Here is a 16,084-nt window from a genome sequence, read left to right as displayed (position 1 = left end):
ATCACCTAAACTAAGCCCATTTTTTTGATTTTCTCCAAATCGGCGGGCGAGTCAATTCCAACGGTTTCAAATTGCGTTTCAATGGTTTGAATGACATAGCCATTTTCTAACCAGCGTAATTGCTCTAAAGACTCCGCTAACTCAAGTGGAGAGGGTTTCAATTGGCTTAATTCTCTTAAAACATCTGCTCGATATGCATATAAACCGATGTGCTTGAAAAATGTGTGAGCATCTAACCAAACCGCTTTATCAATTCCACGCAAAAATGGAATCGTTTGACGTGAAAAATAAAGTGCTTCACCCCCCACATTTTTTACAACCTTGGGTGTGTTTTCAGAAAACAACGTTTCTTCATCATTTATTCGTTTGATTAACGTCAAAATAGGAGCTTGACTCGCAAAACCGCTAATCAACTCAACCAACTGGGCTGGTTCAATAAATGGCTCATCACCTTGAATATTCACAACATAATCCACATCTTCCCCCACGATTTCCAATACCTCCGCGCAGCGGTCAGTACCAGAAACGTGGTCAGAACGTGTCATGATTACTTCAGCACCAAAGCCCTCAGCAACAGATTTAATTTGTAAATCATCCGTAGCGATAATAACCCGATGCCATCCACCAACAGCCAAGACACGCTCATAGGTACGCTGGATCATTGGTTTACCCCCTAAATCGACCAAGGGTTTTCCCGGAAAGCGCGTTGAGGCAAACCGGGCTGGGATAATAGCCAACACTTTATAATCATGCATCATAATGAGACTTTAGTGATGAAATTTTATCAAATTTGCACATAATTGACGAATCGAATTCAGATACATGGTAAAAATTTTCAATCAGCGCTTTACGGATACCATTTGGAGCTTGGGATATTGGGGAGAACCTGAACATATAAAAGTTTGGATTGAAACACGTAATAAAGAAAGCAATAGTTGGTATAGTTTTGATCTCAAGCAGTTACATGTTACTGAAATAGTAAATAAACCAGCAAAAGCGTTAAACTGGCTAACTGGCCTATCAGACGCAGGTGTCTTTTTACAATTGAAACAAGGTAAAAATCCGGGGATTGAAAAATTGCTATGTTATAATTTACCCAGTGGAGAACTACGTTATAGTTTTAACTTGAATCAGTGGACAAGCCTAGAGGGTAATTTTTTAGTAACAAATCAGGGCACAATAGATTTGATAACGGGAAAATTAACAAACCAAAATCAAGTTGGTAGATCTGAGATAAATATTGAATCTCCGCTACATTTTGAGGAAAGCCAAGAAGAATTCAAAGCCTTTGAAACTTTATTTAATCAAAAGTTTGGCGAAAAAATTGGAAAAGGGATTGATTATTGGGAAGGCTCTAATAAGCTAATATTTTCTTATTATATTTACGAAAATGCTTGGAAAAATAAGTTAAGAATTTGCGACTACGCTTTCCAAACACAGTTTATTGAGACAATTGCTGAAGGTAATCAAATGGGCTACCATACCTTTCAGTGTATAGGAAATAAATTGATTTTCATAAAAGACAAACATGAAATTAATATTTATGCAGACCATTAAAATAGCGCTAACAAGTTTATGCCTCATGTTTATTACCTCAACCAGTGGCTTGGGGATGGCTGTTGATTCATTAGGCTTAAAAAAGGAAAATAATAAGACGTTTTTAGTTTACAAGTTTGGGGCTAAACAAAGCCTCTTCAGTGTACTAAAACGGTTTAACCTTTCTGTAACTGAATTTAAACAGGTCAATCCGGAAATAGAAATACCCGTCAAAACAGGTGAATTGGTATTTATACCATTGCATTACCTTGATGAAAGCACAAGTACACTTGGGACGGTTAGCAAAACGGAAGAAAAACCGGCTGAACCCGCAGAGTTGCCAAAAAACAATGGAATTCATATTGTAACTGCGAAACAAAGTTTATTAACCGTTGCCAACTTGTACAAAGTAACCATGGCTGAAATTCGCAAATGGAATAACCTAAGTTCGGATGTTTTGAAAGAGGGTCAAAGACTAATTATTTCTGCGCCTACCGGTAAGAACAACCTAGATAAGTCTACCTTGTTACCTAATAAAAGTGGTGAAGAAAATAAATTAAATCCTGCCGCACCTGAACAAGCAGAAGCTAATGGCATGCGTAAAACAATTGAAACAGGAATGGCCGAATTAATTGACGTGGCAGATAATTCTGGAAAATACCTTGCCTTACACAAGACGGCACCGATTGGAACCTTGGTTTTAGTTAAAAACTTAGCCAATGGCCAAAATATTTGGGTGAAAGTTATCGGCCGTTTACCTAACACGGATAGCAAATTAATCATTAAATTATCTCCAAAGGCATTTGAGCGGTTGAATGCAGTAGACAAAAGAATTCGAGCAGAAATCAGTTATTTAGTTCAATAAAATGGCCAAACGTAAAAGACCGATTACCGCTGGAAATGTAGCATTTGAGATTTTATTTATCCTATCCTACCCCTTTATCGCCGCATTTTCATTAGCGATTACCATTTCTGTTTGGCTGCTTTCATTCCCCTCAAGAGTTTTAGCTTTCTTTGGAAATAGAAAATAACGCATGGAAGCACATGTGAGAAAACTATTGGATGAAAAATACCACTTTTTCAATCATCCTCGCTTCATTGAACATGATCCGATTCAAATCCCTCACTTATTTAGCCGAAAACAAGACATAGAAATTATGGGGTTTTGGGTGGCTATTTTGGCTTGGGGCCAACGAAAAACCATTATTTCTAAAGCATCTGAATTAATCAACTTTATGGATGGAAGTCCTTATGACTTCATTCTAAATCATCATCCCTCGGATTTAAAGCGATTTGAAAGCTTTAAGCATCGAACATTTAATTCAACGGATGCCTTATATTTTATTCGATTTTTTCAACAGCACTATCAAGGCAATGAAAGTCTAGAAACGGCGTTTAGCTTTCGATATAACGCCGAAGAAAAGACTGTTGAACAGGCGATTAATCGATTCTATCAGTATTTTTTCAACGATGAATTTGCACCAAAACGAACCGAAAAACATGTGGCATCTCCCGACAAGAAATCAGCTTGTAAACGCATCAACATGTTTTTACGTTGGATGGTAAGAAATGACCAAGCGGGTGTCGATTTTGGAATCTGGAACAACATAAAGACACACCAATTGGTTTGTCCACTGGATGTACATGCCTTACGTACTGCAGAAAGTTTACAATTGATTCAACCAGGTCCAACAAACTGGAAGAAAGCTTTAGAATTAACAGAAAATCTACGAGAATTAGACCCAGAGGATCCTGTAAAATATGATTTTGCCTTATATGGTATGGGCATTGAAGAAAAAACAATATGGAAATAGTACACATAAGAAGCAAAGACCAAACAGCTTATTTTGAAATAATCCCATCAGTAGGCGGCATGTTAAGCCAATTGAATTGGGATGGCAACGTCATTAAAATTCCATTCGCGGACCGCTATAATCTTGGAGAAAACCCATATCATCCGAGTGCATTATTGGCACCTTGGGTAAACCGCATTCGCAATGGAAATTATTCATTTGAGGGACGAAATTATCAATTACCTATCAATGAGCCCAAATTGGGAAATGCCATTCACGGGTTATTAGCAAGAAAACCATTTGAGTGCCATACAGAAGACCAAAAAGCAACCTTAACGTATAAATACCCAGTTGATGAAAAAGCATACCCATTTCCATTTGAAATGCAACTAGGCTATGAATTCGTAGAAAATAATGTATTTCAAATGCAATTTGAAGCAAAAAATACTGGCACAAATAATATGCCGTTTGCTTGTGGATGGCACCCTTATTTCACATTACCTGAGGGGAAATTGGCCGATTGGACAATAACGTTTAATTCCGAAAGTAAATGTATTTCAGATAGCCAAATGATTCCTTTAAGGGAAGAACCATATAATGCGAGCATGGGGGTAGATTTGGGAAAAGAGACATTGGATAATGTTTTTCGATTGCAAAAAATGCCGCAGCACATTACTCAACTAATGAGTAAAAAAACAGGGGCATCCTTATTCTTAGAACAATCAAGCTTGGATTTCCCATTTCTTGTAGTATTTGCACCTGAAGGCGAAAATTGCATAGCCATAGAACCTATGACAGCAAACACTGATGCATTTAATACCGGAGATGGAATAAAGGTGCTAGCACCCGGGGAGCTATTTCGATTGAACGTTAAGATCTGGTATAGAAAAGCTGAAAAAACAGACTTATAGAAAAAATCCTTTTTGTACATTTGTACTATGCATAAAAAAATCTTTTTACTTATTTACCTGCTTGTCATTGCCCCTGCGGCGAAAGCAAGTTTAGAGGCCGATAGCCTTGCGAGTAAATGGAAAAAAGATTTTAATACAGGGATTAACCTCAACCAATCAAGCTTCAGTGAAAACTGGAAAGGAGGAGGAACAAATACTTTCGCCATCGGTTGGTTTTTAAATCATACTGCCAAAGTTGTCAATAAAAATTGGCGTTTAAATAGTGATTTGAACCTTCAAGTCGGTTTTTTACAGAATAGAACTCAAAGTCTTCGAAAGAACGTCGATCGGATATTTTATGAATTTAAGGCAGGATACCGCATAAGTAACAAGTGGGATTTTTACGGTTCAACCAACTTTTCATCTCAATTTTTTGAAGGTTTTGAATACGGCAAGAAAAATCTGATTGGGATACCGGTAGACTCTTTAGTTTCTAATATTTTTGCTCCTGCCTATTTAACTTCATCCATGGGAATGGAATACCATCCAGATAAATCTTTTTACACGCGTATAGGTATCGGTAGTTTGCGGCAAACATTTGTTTTCGATGAACGTATTTCTAGAGCAGCTCTATATGGTTTAGAAAAACCCGGAGATAATATCCGAAATCAATTCGTATTTCAATATTTGATGAACATTGAAAAAGACATTTTTCAAAACATCAATATGAAAGCGCGGTATTCGGCCTTAATTGATTACTTCCGAATGGGTAAACCCAATGGAATAGTACATCGTTTAGACGCCAATTTCACCATGAAAGTGAATAAATATGTGAGCACGAATTTACAGGCTGTACTATTTAAAGACTATGACCAAGATCCTAATTGGCAATTCTCGCAAATACTTTCTATGGGTGTCTTGTATCGACTAGCTGATTGATCGCTTTCGTTGTTGCATTCGCTCATGTAATAATTGAATAATTCCATCCTTTAATCCCAAATCTGGAACAAATATGGTTTGGCAACCCGCTAATTCCATAGCCGTCAAATAAATTGATGCAGCGGGAACAATTACGTCGGCACGGTCCGTATTTAATCGTAATTTATTTACACGTTCTTCATAGGTAAATGCGCTGATGTAGGTAGAAATACGCATCAACTCTGAAAAATCCATTGTTTTTTGATCGCTTACTTGGTCTGATAAGTTGTATAACTTGCTAATGTTTCCACCTGTACCGACTGCATAAACAGCACCTTTCAGGGATTCCATTTGCATTGAAATCCATTTTTTCATCTTATCCCAGTCACCTTCCTTTTCCTTGCCTTCTAATAATCTTACCGAACCGATTTTAAAGGATTTAGAAGCAAATTTTTCTTGATTTCGGTAGAAATTCAATTCTGTTGACCCCCCACCAACATCAATATGGAGGTAGTTCTTTTTAGGATTTAACGATTTTACGACGACATCATTAATTAGTTCAGCTTCACGAGCACCATCAATAATTTGGATCTTCATATCCAATATTTTTTGTATACGGGTTACTAATTCCGCTGAATTTGCCGCCTCACGCATGGCAGATGTCGCACAAATCGCATAATCTTGCACTTCATGTAAATCCATTAACAATTTGTAGGCATGCAACAATTTAAAAACACGAACTTCAGATTCTGGCGAAATTACACCTTGACTAAAGACATCATGTCCTAATCTTAATGCAAATCGTACATATTCTACCCGTTTAAAACTAATCATGCCGTCATTCTCTAGGACGCTAGAAATTTGTAAACGAGCGGCATTTGAACCGATATCAATGGCTGCGAACTTCATAAGGCGGGTGTTGGTTTATGTAAATAAAATCCATTGGCACTGGGCTCGAAACTAATTTCTGTTCCCAAAACAAATAATAACTGCCTTCTATCAATAACCACGGGAATCTGATCAATAAAATACTCCTCGTCGAATTCGGTCTTTTGATCAAAACCCAACACATAAGTTCCTCCACAAGCTCCACCTTTCATACCTACGCGTAAAAAAGGTTCAGGCATTTTCCCATGTTTAAATAAAGAAAAAAGATTTTCCCGAGCGGAATTAGAAAAAGTAATGGGAGAATTATTTGACATAAATGCAATGATAGCCAACGCAAATTTAGTTAATTTTAACCTGCCAAAAAGCTTTTTAATGATAACAATTTTTAAGGATAATAAGGCAATAAATACCTAAAGATTCGTTTAGGTAATAAAACAATTGAGCATGAACTATTCGATTCTTTGGGCTGATGACGAAATTGACTTATTAACTCCCTACATCCTTTTTCTTCAAGATAAAGGTTACCAGGTTACTTCTGTTAATTCGGGGGCAGATGCTCTTGATTTGGTCAACAAACAAAAGTTTGATGTATTGTTTTTGGATGAAAATATGCCGGGAATGTCTGGTTTAGAGGTATTGCTTGCTATCAAGCAAATTAGGCCAAATCTCCCGGTTATTATGATTACCAAATCAGAAGAAGAAGAATTGATGGAAGATGCTATTGGCTCTAAAATAGCAGACTACCTCATTAAACCATTAAATCCCAAGCAGTTACTTTTATCTGTCAAGCGAATTTTTGATAAGAAACGATTGGAGGAAGAAAAGACTAATTTGAGTTATCAGCAAGAGTTCCTTGAACTTTCCATGCGCTACCAAGAGCGATTAAATGCCGCTGAATGGGCAGAAATCTATAAAAAACTCACCTATTGGGAATTAGAAATAGATCAAACAGAAAACAAATCTATGTCGGAGGTTTTGATTAATCAAAAATCCGAGGCCAATGTTCATTTTAGTAAATTCATCGAAAATTCCTATGAATCTTGGTTACAAAAACCTGATAGTGATACCCCTATCTTAAGCCATTTAATGATGCGTAAACATGTATTTCCGCGCATTAACGAAAAATCACCCTTATTTTTCATATTAATTGACAATCTTCGTTTCGACCAATGGAAAACACTTGAGCTTTTTATCCAAGATTACTTTCAAGTGGAGGAAGAAAAGACCTATTATTCAATTTTGCCCACCACTACCGCATACGCTCGAAATGCCATTTTTGCTGGAATGATGCCGATGGAAATCCAAAAAAACTATCCAGATAAATGGGTCTTTGATTTGGGAGATTCGGAAGATGAAGAAGGTTATAATCAGAACGAAGAGTTTTATTTGAATGAGCAATTGAAACGCTTGCGCATTAATGCAAAAGCATCATACCATAAGATTATCCACCAATACCAGGGGAAGCAATTAGTAGATAATTTCAACAAACTACTCACAAACCAATTGAATGTTGTCGTATATAATTTTGTCGATATGCTCTCTCATGCGAGAACAGATATGGCCATGATTAAGGAATTAGCGCCAGACGAGTCAGCCTATCGAAGCCTAACAGCAAGTTGGTTCCAACATTCCCCTTTATTTGATTTATTAAAACGGATTGCTGAGAAAAAAGGACGCGTAATCATCACAACCGATCATGGAATGATTCGCGTTCAAAACCCTATTAAAATCATCGGAGATCGGAATACAAATACCAATTTAAGGTATAAACAAGGCAAGAATCTCAATTGGGATGCATCCAGCAAAATGATGGTTTGCAGAAAGCCCGAACAACTATTTTTACCTAAGCCCAATGTTTCTACTTCTTATGTATTCTCGAAAGAGGATTATATGTTCGCCTACCCAAATAATTACAATCAATATGTAAACCATTATCGAAACACATTCCAACATGGAGGTATCTCATTAGAGGAATGTATTATTCCAGTAACCTATTTGACTGGCAAGTAATTAAAGTGAACTAACGGGCGTGATAGTACCTCCTTCACATTTCAGGATTTTACCCGGAACACGTTGAATCGTGTGGTAGTCATGACTAGCCATAATGATGGAAGTTCCTTTTAGGGTAAGCTGCCTAAACAGATCCATAATTTCCAATGAAACCTCCGGATCCAAATGTCCAGTAGGCTCATCCGCTAAAATTAAAACAGGCTTATTCAATAATGCTCGAGCAATTGCAATGCGCTGCTGCTCCCCGCCTGATAGTTTGTGTACGCGCTTGTGAATTGAATTAGCCATTCCCACTTGATCCAAAACAGCCTCAATACGAGATTTAATTTCAGCCTTATCTTGATGTCCAGTTGCCTCCAAAACAAAAGCTAAATTTCGTTCTACGTTACGGTCAGTCAATAATTGAAAATCCTGAAAAACGAAACCAAGCTTTCTTCGTAAATAGGGAATATCCTTATTCTTAATGTTAATTAAATCGAAGCCTGCAACCTGAGCATTCCCGGAATCGATAGGTAATTCTCCAAAAATAGATTTAAAAAATGTACTTTTACCAGACCCCGATTTACCAATTAAATAATAAAATTCGCCCTCGCTAACTGAAAGAGACACATCTGTTAACGTAGGAATTCCTTCTTGTGAAATAGTAACATTTTCAAAAGTCAGTACGGACATAAATCTTAAATTATTGGTTAGACTTAGCGTGGTCAGCAAGGAAAGTTGCTAAACCACTATCAGTTAATGGGTGCTTCAATAAAGCAAGCATAGCGGAAAGTGGACCTGTCATTACATCGGCACCAATCTCGGCACATTTAATGATGTGAATGGGATGACGAACAGAAGCCGCCAAAATTTGTGTATCAAATTCGTAATTATCATAAATCACCCGAATTTGATCAATCAAATCCATGCCATCAAATGAAATATCATCTAAGCGACCAATAAATGGAGAAACATACGTAGCTCCTGCTTTCGCAGCTAACAAGGCCTGCCCTGCAGAAAAAACCAAGGTACAGTTGGTTTTAATTCCACGTGAAGAAAAATATTTTAAGGCTTTAATGCCATCTTTTATCATGGGTATTTTAACAACAATCTTTTCGTCCAATTCAGCTAATTCTTCTCCCTCGCGAATCATTCCCTCATAATCAGTTGCAATTACCTCTGCTGAAACATCACCATCTACTAAATCACAAATCGCCTTGTAATGCCGTAAAACATTATCTTTACCACTAATACCTTCTTTGGCCATCAGTGAAGGATTTGTTGTTACCCCGTCCAAAACACCTAAATCTTGTGCTTCTTTGATGTGGGCTAGATTAGCCGTGTCGATAAAAAATTTCATAGGAAGGTAGTTAAAAAAGGACAAAAAAAAATGGCAAATTCACCGCTACAACCAACCTACCTTTGCTTCTTTCACGACCTGGAGGATTCAGCGGGAGCTGGTAATTTGCCGTTGCAAATATGGCATAATTCGCGCTTTTTTCAAAATATATGCCAATAATTTCCGAATACCACTTAACTTTAATTTCAAATCTAAAATATGCGCATTCTTACGATAATTTGTTTTTCTATTTTCTTGCTATCCTGTTCCTCTGATGCTGAAACCTGGCTTAATGAAGCTAAATCACGTCTGCAAAAAGGAGAAACCGTTTCTGCAAAAGAAGCTATCAAAAAGGCATTAGAAAAAAATCCGGGATTGGCTGAAGCCTATAACTTACAAGGTGTCATAGCATTTCAAGAAAAAAACTGGGATGAGGCGCGTACAAATTATCAAAAAGCGATTGAGTTGAAACCATCATTATATACAGCACAACTCAATTTAGGTGCCCTTGAAATGGAACAAGGTCAATGGCAAAAAGCACTTAAGCCCACCGAGGCTGCCATTAACATTCAACCTGATTCGAGTGCAGGTTACCTACAAAGAGGCATCATCCAAGCTGCATTAGGCAAACCGTCTGAAGCACTTGCCGACTTTACTCAATGCATCAAAAAGAATCCGGAGGAAATCAATGCCTTGTATAACCGAGGTAATATTTACTTTCAACAAGAAAATTATGCACTTGCAAATCAAGATTTTGAAACTTCGGTTCAAATTGACCCTAGTTTTGGAAAAGGTTTCTACGCGATGGGATTAAGCTTTTACAAAGCAAATCTTACCGATAAGGCTTGTTATGCCCTTCAACAAGCAAAAAAACTCAAGTATCCGGGAGCAAAAGAAGCGGTAGAAAACTTATGTCCGTAAACCTATGAAAACCAAAAATATCCGTTCTTATTTTGGATTGTTATTCAGTATTATTTTTCTATTGTTTTCCTATTGGCAATTCAATGACCCTGACCCAATTTTATGGGTGCCTATTTATGGCATAACTGCTTTTGTATCATTTCAAGCCTTTCGAGGCTTTGTGAACAAAGAATTACTTGCGATATTATTCATCTTATCCACGATGGCTGGCCTTCAGCTTTGGCTTGAAATGACAGCCTGGGAAGGCTTCATGACCGATGGGCTGACGATGAAAACAGTTAACCAAGAATTGGCTCGAGAGGCAGTTGGCCTATGGATTGCCTCCCTTTCGTTTGCTTTGTATTATTCCTTAGATAAAAAATAAAATGTTAGAACTTGGATTTGCCTCTGCGATTCTTCCCAATTTAACCTTGGAGCAAGTATTGGATTTCGCACATCGTGCACACTTTTCTTGTGTTGAAGTCATGTGCTGGCCATCCCAAAATAGCGATACACGTAGATATGCGGGAGTAAGCCACATTGCCGTGGACCAAATGGACTCATTAGGACTGTTGAATTTAAAAACCTATTTAAATCAACATCCTGTTAAAATATCAGCACTAGGGTATTATCCGAATCCGATGGACCCCAATGAGGAGCAAGCAGCATTTTACCGAGAACATATAAAAAAGGTTATTCGTGCTGCGTCGGCATTAGAGATACCTGTAGTAAACACATTTATTGGTAGAGATTTTACAAAAAGCGTTGCCTATAATCTTGATAAATTTAAAGAGGTTTGGCCTGAAATAATTGAATTAGCTGACGCGCTGAACATCAAAATTGGTATCGAAAATTGCCCGATGTTTTTTACAGATGACGAGTGGCCAGGTGGTAAAAACTTGGCAACAACGCCTAAAATTTGGGACCAATTATTTAGTATCATCCCATCAAAAAATTTCGGTTTGAATTATGATCCATCGCATATGGTATGGCAGCAAATGGATTATTTATATCCGATTTACCATTATGCCGAAAAATTGCATCATATACATTTAAAAGATGTAAAGGTATATCAGGACAAATTGGATCGCGTGGGAATTATGGCAAATCCTTTGGAATACCATTCGCCTAAATTACCAGGCTTGGGCGATATTCATTGGGGTAAATTCATCAGCGCATTGCATGATGTCCGCTACAGGGGACCCATTGTTATAGAGGTAGAAGATAAAGCCTTTGAAGGATCTGAAGACGATGTACAGAAAGCAATTTACATGGCAAGAAATCACATCAATACGTTCCTTCCTTAATTGGCCGGTACCATTCGCACCGTTGCATTGACAAACGTTGATTTATAACTACGTGTTCCTGAAAAAACAAATTCAGTTTTCAATAGACTATTTACTTCCCCGATTCCATCCAAAACGAAATAATTAGTCTCGAAAATCTGTAATTGTTTGTCATTATTTATCAATTTCCATTTCCCAGATGCGGTATTATTTCCCGTGTTATCTATGGCTAGACAAGTACCATTTGAAAAAAAAGTTAATCGTACTTTAGACATATCGTATTGCGAACCTTCTGCTGTCCTTCCCCGCTGATAAACCGTTCCATTTAAATAACCACTAGCGGTTATCTCCTGAATCTGCCAAGTCTTGCTTAACAAAATTTCAGTTTTTGTCCTAGGATCTAAACTTGAATCTTGACATGCTATCAGAAAAATCAAACAAAAAAGGATATAAATGTATCTCATGAATGGAAGAATGAACAACAAAATTACGAATAAGTCCGAAGAAAAAAATAAGGGGCTAAATAGCCCCCCATTAATCTACAAATGATGAAAATCTACTTGGTAGGTTTAGCAAATATTTTCTCGTCAATAGCCGGATTAATCTCAATTGAAACAGTATCAACAGTCATCATACCACCCATTGGACTAGCAGTCTCCATCGAATGAGGGAAAAATAATCCATCTACAGCTTTATAATTAGAATAAACAACTTCAGATTCGACATCTTGACCATTTACTTTAACTTTCCCAACTACTTTTACGATAAAGTATGTGCTAGCTGAAACATAAACTTGTGATTCATCCCCATTGGCTTTATTTACTTTCAACAAATAAACATCAGCTCCGTCCAATTTTTCTTTGCTGATCAATTCAATTGTATCCCCTTCTTTTTTAGCAATAATTAACGCAGAACCAATATTCTTCTGTGACGCAGACATTTTTACTTGGTCAGCTGGCATAATTTCAGGCTCGCCTGTTCCACCCATCATGGCAGGTCTCAACATCCATCCAGAATCGCCATTGATTGCGGTAATGATTTTAGCACCCATAACTTCAACTTCAGTACGAAACCCTTTTCCTACCAAAACAGATGACTTACTCTCAATATCCATCCCTTGAACACTGAATTTATTTTTCATCACTAGACTTTTAACAGACGACCATTTTTCTGGACTTCCCATAGCTGTTTGATGTTTGCTCAATACTTCTTCGGTGCTTTGAGCACGTAATGCCAATGAGCAGAAAACCATCGTACTCAAGCATAAAGCTTTAAATGTATTTTTCATATGATTTATTTTTTCGAAAGGTATTGATTTTTGTTGAATTCAAACTTCCATTAAACATTAAATCAAACCAATTATCAGTTTACTGATTAATTTTGGGAATTGAACGCATAATAATTCCCCAAGCCATAAAGCCTATAATCCCCGCCGCAAAAAATGCTGCTCCCGGAAAATTGTGCTCCTTCATCGTAAAATACGCAAACAAATTGGAAGCAAATAAGGGGCCTAATATGGTCGTGATAGACTGCAAACTAGTTAATCCTCCTTGTAATTCTCCTTGTTCATTTGCCCCAACCTGTTGGGTAATCAAACTTTGCAAAGCTGGACCAGCTAATCCTCCTAACCCAAATGGCACCATAAATGCATACATCATCCACGACTTAGAGGCAAAAGCAAATAATATAAATCCTGCCGCCCACAATAAAAGACCATAGGAGATTGCCTTACGCTCCCCAATTTTGGGTGTAATTACCCGAGTTAATCCGCCTTGAACTAGCGCCACAATCAATCCTACAAAGGCCAATGAATAACCCACCTCATCAGGCGTCCAATCAAAAACCTTCATCGTAAAATATGACCAAGTACTTGGGTGTGCTTGTCCCGCTAATTGTATAAGGAAATAACCACCAATCAATCCTAAAACCATCGGATGGTAATGGGTCATATGTTTAAGAGAGCCAAATGGATTTGCCCTTTTCCAATTAAACGGCCGACGATTCGCTAAACTCAAAGACTCGGGTAATACAAAATATCCATACAAGGCATTCAACATCGTTAATACTGCTGAAGCATAAAAAGGTAAATGCACATCAATATTTCCTAATGCACCTCCTATCGCGGGGCCTATGATAAAGCCTAAACCAAAAGCGGCGCCTACCATACCAAAATTTTTCGCGCGATTTTCGGCCGTAGAAACATCAGCAATGTAGGCCTGGGCAGTTGTAAAACTAGCTCCTGTAATACCCGCTAAGATACGACCAACGAATAACCAGGTAATATTAGGGGCATTGGCAAGTAGTAAATAGTCCAAAGAAAAACCAAATAGCGAGGCTAAAATCACAGGTCGTCTACCAAATTGATCCGATAATCCACCCAGCACAGGTGAAAAAATAAATTGCATGATAGCATATGAAGCCATCAACCATCCTGAATATTGCGAGGCAACACTTAAATCACCACCAGTAAATCCGCGAATTAATGTTGGCATCATAGGAATAATAATTCCAATGCCCATCACATCAATCAACAAGGTTACAAATATAAAACCAATGGCCGCATCGCGCTTCTTCAACATATCAAATAATTAGGTCGGCAATTTACTAAAATTGATATTGAATTCTAGCCTGAAGGAAATCTTTGCTAATTTGTGCACACTGAGCCGGCGTTTTCGCTTTATCAGGTACGCCATCTAATTCAACAATAGTCCAGCCTGCAAATTTAATTTTATCAAGTGCGGCGAATACACCCACTAAATCAACGTTTCCTTGACCTAGCTCCACAAATTTATAGGATTTTGGATTGGGATTCCCAACAATCGGACATTCTACATCTTTCATGTGCAAGCTATGTAAAATCTTTTTGTACTTAAGTACTGCTTCAGCTGGCTTACCGCCACCTTGATGGTAATGAGCTACATCCAATAGCAAACGGACATACGTAGGATCCATGGCTTGTACCAATGCATCCACTTCCTCAGGCGTCTCGCCATATTGATTCATGTGGTTATGATAAGTCGACTGAATACCAATCTCCTTTGTTAATGCCCCGATTTCATTCATAGCCGCCCCCAAACGAGTTAATTCATCAGCCGTAGGCGGCACATTATTTTTACGTAAACTATTCGTCAATTGAATGGAAGTACCTCCCAACGCTTTCACAAATCGCGCGTGGTTTAAATGCATGGCTGCATTAGCTTCTTTTTTAGCTGGATCAATTTCCACATTACCACTTGAAAACATGACCAGCGACAATCCTTTTGCATCTAATAAAGCTTTGATTTCAGCTGGATTATCCTTGTATTTCGCGTAAGTATTGGCGCGCAACTGAATCCCTTTATACCCTAGCGCCGACAACTCTTCAATGGCTTGCTCATCTTTTCCTCCCCAGGTGATCGCAGAATAACCCATGCGGTAGGTTTTTGATTTGGCAGATGGAAGAAAGGCAGCTAATGCCAAAAGGGAATTTTGTGCAATAAATCGACGGCGTGATAGCATAGTTTAAAGTTAGACGTTGGACGCTAGACGTTGGACGTTAGACATCAAACTTGAGTGATTAAATAGGTTTATTCAAAACAACGAAAAAAAACACAAAGAAAAAAGAGAAACAGTTGGCAGTATTCAGTAATCAGTAGTCAGTAGTTAGTTGTGACATTTCAAAATTGCATAAATACCCGTATCGATATAGATATGAAACAGTTATACAGCACAACTGATTACTGACAACTGATAACTGACAACTGATAACTAACGACTGATTACTGACAACTGATTACTGACTACTGATTACTGACAACTGATAACTAACGACTCGCCTTCAAATACGCAGCCAAAGCCCCCAACTGATCCGTACCAATGTAATCTACACCCAGATCCAACAAAGTCTGATAAGTTAATATACCCTCCGGCGTTGCCCATAAACGAACCACACGGCCAGCTGCATGAACCTTATCTACATACGTCTTCAGTTTATCCCGCAAAGCCGGCGTCATAGGACTAGTCCCATTCCAAAAACCAAATTTGTAAAAAGCTTCACTTTCCAAAACTACATGTGAAGCCAAAAAGGAAGGAACTTCCTCATTAGGCCGGCCATCAAACGTAATCCAATTCGGAAACTTAACATAATCGGACACCGCTGGCCGATTACCCGAAATAACAATTCGAAATTTATTCTTTAAAATTAAATCTTTAAAGGGTTCTATGGCCTTTAATAGCAATGGCATCGTAGAATCAGCGGATGTTTTACTATCAATCAACAATTGATGATAATTCCCTGCTTTTCCCGCCTCAAGAACGTTAACCAGAGGCTCGAGATAAAGATTTTGAAATGTTCGGGATGCCTTGATATCCTTAATATCATGGGCTACCAACAACTCGCCATTAATTGCATAAACATCCACTTCAATAGAACCAAACCCCAACGAAAAAGCCTCATAAAAAGGCCTTTCGTGTTCATAATCATTATGCGCGTGTGCCTTTGTCAATAAATTTTGCCCCCAAACAGTTGAGGAAATCATCAATAACAATAGCAACTTTTTCATTCTT

General features: G+C 37.9%; 20 protein-coding genes. 10 read left to right on the top strand and 10 right to left on the bottom strand.

All coding sequences use genetic code 11. The annotated features are described in order from the left end of the window. Positions 1-5 precede the first annotated feature (5 nt). Positions 6-758: a 3-deoxy-manno-octulosonate cytidylyltransferase gene (kdsB, locus tag ACIQZ2_RS03085; RefSeq protein ID WP_395767372.1), complete on the bottom strand. Its 753-nt coding sequence runs from the start codon at positions 756-758 to the stop codon at positions 6-8. Positions 759-822: 64 nt separating this feature from the next. Between kdsB and ACIQZ2_RS03080 the strand changes: the two genes are divergently transcribed. The 6 genes from ACIQZ2_RS03080 to ACIQZ2_RS03055 are packed head-to-tail and all read left to right on the top strand — an operon-like array spanning position 823 to position 5,158. Next, positions 823-1,557: a hypothetical protein gene (locus ACIQZ2_RS03080; protein WP_395767371.1), complete on the top strand. Its 735-nt coding sequence runs from the start codon at positions 823-825 to the stop codon at positions 1,555-1,557. Next, positions 1,529-2,401, top strand: coding sequence for a LysM peptidoglycan-binding domain-containing protein (locus tag ACIQZ2_RS03075; RefSeq protein ID WP_395767370.1), 873 nt, complete (start codon positions 1,529-1,531; stop codon positions 2,399-2,401). Before ACIQZ2_RS03080 ends, ACIQZ2_RS03075 begins: the two co-directional genes overlap by 29 nt. A 1-nt stretch (position 2,402) precedes the next feature. Then, the gene (locus ACIQZ2_RS03070) at positions 2,403-2,567 is read left to right on the top strand and encodes a hypothetical protein (RefSeq protein ID WP_395767369.1); all 165 of its coding nucleotides are present in this window, start codon (positions 2,403-2,405) and stop codon (positions 2,565-2,567) included. A 3-nt stretch (positions 2,568-2,570) separates the two neighbouring features. Then, positions 2,571-3,350, top strand: coding sequence for a TIGR02757 family protein (locus ACIQZ2_RS03065; RefSeq protein WP_395767368.1), 780 nt, complete (start codon positions 2,571-2,573; stop codon positions 3,348-3,350). Then, a complete protein-coding gene (locus ACIQZ2_RS03060) occupies positions 3,341-4,240 on the top strand; it encodes an aldose 1-epimerase (protein WP_395767367.1) in 900 nt (299 codons plus the stop codon). The genes ACIQZ2_RS03065 and ACIQZ2_RS03060 overlap by 10 nt, the downstream gene beginning before the upstream one ends. A 27-nt stretch (positions 4,241-4,267) precedes the next feature. After that, complete coding sequence (locus ACIQZ2_RS03055) at positions 4,268-5,158, top strand: DUF3078 domain-containing protein (protein ID WP_395767366.1); 891 nt, start codon at positions 4,268-4,270, stop codon at positions 5,156-5,158. On the opposite strand, the gene ACIQZ2_RS03050 is transcribed toward ACIQZ2_RS03055, so the two are convergent. Continuing rightward, on the bottom strand, positions 5,147-6,046 hold the full coding sequence (locus ACIQZ2_RS03050) for a Ppx/GppA phosphatase family protein (RefSeq protein ID WP_395767365.1): 900 nt from the start codon (positions 6,044-6,046) through the stop codon (positions 5,147-5,149). The genes ACIQZ2_RS03055 and ACIQZ2_RS03050 overlap by 12 nt on opposite strands. Then, positions 6,043-6,339 carry a HesB/IscA family protein gene (locus tag ACIQZ2_RS03045; RefSeq protein WP_395767364.1) on the bottom strand — a complete coding sequence of 99 codons (297 nt, stop codon included), beginning with the start codon at positions 6,337-6,339 and terminating at the stop codon, positions 6,043-6,045. Before ACIQZ2_RS03045 ends, ACIQZ2_RS03050 begins: the two co-directional genes overlap by 4 nt. A gap of 130 nt (positions 6,340-6,469) precedes the next feature. Between ACIQZ2_RS03045 and ACIQZ2_RS03040 the strand changes: the two genes are divergently transcribed. Next, positions 6,470-8,035 (top strand): response regulator, encoded by a 1,566-nt coding sequence (locus ACIQZ2_RS03040; RefSeq protein ID WP_395767363.1) that lies wholly within the window; start codon positions 6,470-6,472, stop codon positions 8,033-8,035. Here ACIQZ2_RS03040 and ACIQZ2_RS03035 read toward each other — a convergent pair whose 3' ends face one another. Continuing rightward, the gene (locus tag ACIQZ2_RS03035; protein WP_395767362.1) at positions 8,036-8,707 is read right to left on the bottom strand and encodes a cell division ATP-binding protein FtsE; all 672 of its coding nucleotides are present in this window, start codon (positions 8,705-8,707) and stop codon (positions 8,036-8,038) included. A 10-nt stretch (positions 8,708-8,717) separates the two neighbouring features. Continuing rightward, entirely contained in the window at positions 8,718-9,374 is a 657-nt protein-coding gene (gene fsa / locus ACIQZ2_RS03030; RefSeq protein WP_395767361.1) for a fructose-6-phosphate aldolase, read from the bottom strand. Between the two features lie 198 nt (positions 9,375-9,572). Between fsa and ACIQZ2_RS03025 the strand changes: the two genes are divergently transcribed. Genes ACIQZ2_RS03025 through ACIQZ2_RS03015 form a run of 3 tightly spaced genes read left to right on the top strand, consistent with a single transcriptional unit; the run spans position 9,573 to position 11,560 of the window. Then, positions 9,573-10,274: a tetratricopeptide repeat protein gene (locus ACIQZ2_RS03025; protein ID WP_395767360.1), complete on the top strand. Its 702-nt coding sequence runs from the start codon at positions 9,573-9,575 to the stop codon at positions 10,272-10,274. 4 nt (positions 10,275-10,278) lie between these two features. Beyond that, a complete protein-coding gene (locus tag ACIQZ2_RS03020) occupies positions 10,279-10,638 on the top strand; it encodes a transmembrane 220 family protein (RefSeq protein ID WP_395767359.1) in 360 nt (119 codons plus the stop codon). A gap of 1 nt (position 10,639) precedes the next feature. Next, the gene (locus tag ACIQZ2_RS03015) at positions 10,640-11,560 is read left to right on the top strand and encodes a sugar phosphate isomerase/epimerase family protein (RefSeq protein ID WP_395767358.1); all 921 of its coding nucleotides are present in this window, start codon (positions 10,640-10,642) and stop codon (positions 11,558-11,560) included. Here ACIQZ2_RS03015 and ACIQZ2_RS03010 read toward each other — a convergent pair. The 5 genes from ACIQZ2_RS03010 to ACIQZ2_RS02990 form a co-directional block, all read right to left on the bottom strand. After that, positions 11,557-12,003 (bottom strand): hypothetical protein, encoded by a 447-nt coding sequence (locus ACIQZ2_RS03010; protein WP_395767357.1) that lies wholly within the window; start codon positions 12,001-12,003, stop codon positions 11,557-11,559. The two genes, ACIQZ2_RS03015 and ACIQZ2_RS03010, sit on opposite strands and share 4 nt — an antisense overlap. A gap of 92 nt (positions 12,004-12,095) precedes the next feature. Next, complete coding sequence (locus tag ACIQZ2_RS03005; protein WP_395767356.1) at positions 12,096-12,827, bottom strand: outer membrane lipoprotein-sorting protein; 732 nt, start codon at positions 12,825-12,827, stop codon at positions 12,096-12,098. Positions 12,828-12,906: 79 nt separating this feature from the next. Then, positions 12,907-14,118 carry a TCR/Tet family MFS transporter gene (locus ACIQZ2_RS03000; RefSeq protein ID WP_395767355.1) on the bottom strand — a complete coding sequence of 404 codons (1,212 nt, stop codon included), beginning with the start codon at positions 14,116-14,118 and terminating at the stop codon, positions 12,907-12,909. Between the two features lie 25 nt (positions 14,119-14,143). Then, positions 14,144-15,037 (bottom strand): sugar phosphate isomerase/epimerase family protein, encoded by an 894-nt coding sequence (locus tag ACIQZ2_RS02995; protein ID WP_395767354.1) that lies wholly within the window; start codon positions 15,035-15,037, stop codon positions 14,144-14,146. A 305-nt stretch (positions 15,038-15,342) separates the two neighbouring features. Further along, positions 15,343-16,080: an alkaline phosphatase gene (locus tag ACIQZ2_RS02990; protein WP_395767353.1), complete on the bottom strand. Its 738-nt coding sequence runs from the start codon at positions 16,078-16,080 to the stop codon at positions 15,343-15,345. Positions 16,081-16,084 lie beyond the last annotated feature (4 nt).

Origin of the sequence: Aquirufa sp., assembly GCF_044342065.1 — a bacterium.
GTDB lineage: Bacteria > Bacteroidota > Bacteroidia > Cytophagales > Spirosomataceae > Aquirufa.
This window is presented reverse-complemented; position numbering and strand designations above follow the sequence as displayed.

What these genes read in the sequence shown, in the direction of transcription:
- kdsB (WP_395767372.1), bottom strand. Translation starts at nt 758, where the DNA reads ATGATGCATGATTATAAAGTGTTGGCTATTATCCCAGCCCGGTTTGCC.
- ACIQZ2_RS03080 (WP_395767371.1), top strand. Translation starts at nt 823, where the DNA reads ATGGTAAAAATTTTCAATCAGCGCTTTACGGATACCATTTGGAGCTTG.
- ACIQZ2_RS03075 (WP_395767370.1), top strand. Translation starts at nt 1,529, where the DNA reads ATGAAATTAATATTTATGCAGACCATTAAAATAGCGCTAACAAGTTTA.
- ACIQZ2_RS03070 (WP_395767369.1), top strand. Translation starts at nt 2,403, where the DNA reads ATGGCCAAACGTAAAAGACCGATTACCGCTGGAAATGTAGCATTTGAG.
- ACIQZ2_RS03065 (WP_395767368.1), top strand. Translation starts at nt 2,571, where the DNA reads ATGGAAGCACATGTGAGAAAACTATTGGATGAAAAATACCACTTTTTC.
- ACIQZ2_RS03060 (WP_395767367.1), top strand. Translation starts at nt 3,341, where the DNA reads ATGGAAATAGTACACATAAGAAGCAAAGACCAAACAGCTTATTTTGAA.
- ACIQZ2_RS03055 (WP_395767366.1), top strand. Translation starts at nt 4,268, where the DNA reads ATGCATAAAAAAATCTTTTTACTTATTTACCTGCTTGTCATTGCCCCT.
- ACIQZ2_RS03050 (WP_395767365.1), bottom strand. Translation starts at nt 6,046, where the DNA reads ATGAAGTTCGCAGCCATTGATATCGGTTCAAATGCCGCTCGTTTACAA.
- ACIQZ2_RS03045 (WP_395767364.1), bottom strand. Translation starts at nt 6,339, where the DNA reads ATGTCAAATAATTCTCCCATTACTTTTTCTAATTCCGCTCGGGAAAAT.
- ACIQZ2_RS03040 (WP_395767363.1), top strand. Translation starts at nt 6,470, where the DNA reads ATGAACTATTCGATTCTTTGGGCTGATGACGAAATTGACTTATTAACT.
- ACIQZ2_RS03035 (WP_395767362.1), bottom strand. Translation starts at nt 8,707, where the DNA reads ATGTCCGTACTGACTTTTGAAAATGTTACTATTTCACAAGAAGGAATT.
- fsa (WP_395767361.1), bottom strand. Translation starts at nt 9,374, where the DNA reads ATGAAATTTTTTATCGACACGGCTAATCTAGCCCACATCAAAGAAGCA.
- ACIQZ2_RS03025 (WP_395767360.1), top strand. Translation starts at nt 9,573, where the DNA reads ATGCGCATTCTTACGATAATTTGTTTTTCTATTTTCTTGCTATCCTGT.
- ACIQZ2_RS03020 (WP_395767359.1), top strand. Translation starts at nt 10,279, where the DNA reads ATGAAAACCAAAAATATCCGTTCTTATTTTGGATTGTTATTCAGTATT.
- ACIQZ2_RS03015 (WP_395767358.1), top strand. Translation starts at nt 10,640, where the DNA reads ATGTTAGAACTTGGATTTGCCTCTGCGATTCTTCCCAATTTAACCTTG.
- ACIQZ2_RS03010 (WP_395767357.1), bottom strand. Translation starts at nt 12,003, where the DNA reads ATGAGATACATTTATATCCTTTTTTGTTTGATTTTTCTGATAGCATGT.
- ACIQZ2_RS03005 (WP_395767356.1), bottom strand. Translation starts at nt 12,827, where the DNA reads ATGAAAAATACATTTAAAGCTTTATGCTTGAGTACGATGGTTTTCTGC.
- ACIQZ2_RS03000 (WP_395767355.1), bottom strand. Translation starts at nt 14,118, where the DNA reads ATGTTGAAGAAGCGCGATGCGGCCATTGGTTTTATATTTGTAACCTTG.
- ACIQZ2_RS02995 (WP_395767354.1), bottom strand. Translation starts at nt 15,037, where the DNA reads ATGCTATCACGCCGTCGATTTATTGCACAAAATTCCCTTTTGGCATTA.
- ACIQZ2_RS02990 (WP_395767353.1), bottom strand. Translation starts at nt 16,080, where the DNA reads ATGAAAAAGTTGCTATTGTTATTGATGATTTCCTCAACTGTTTGGGGG.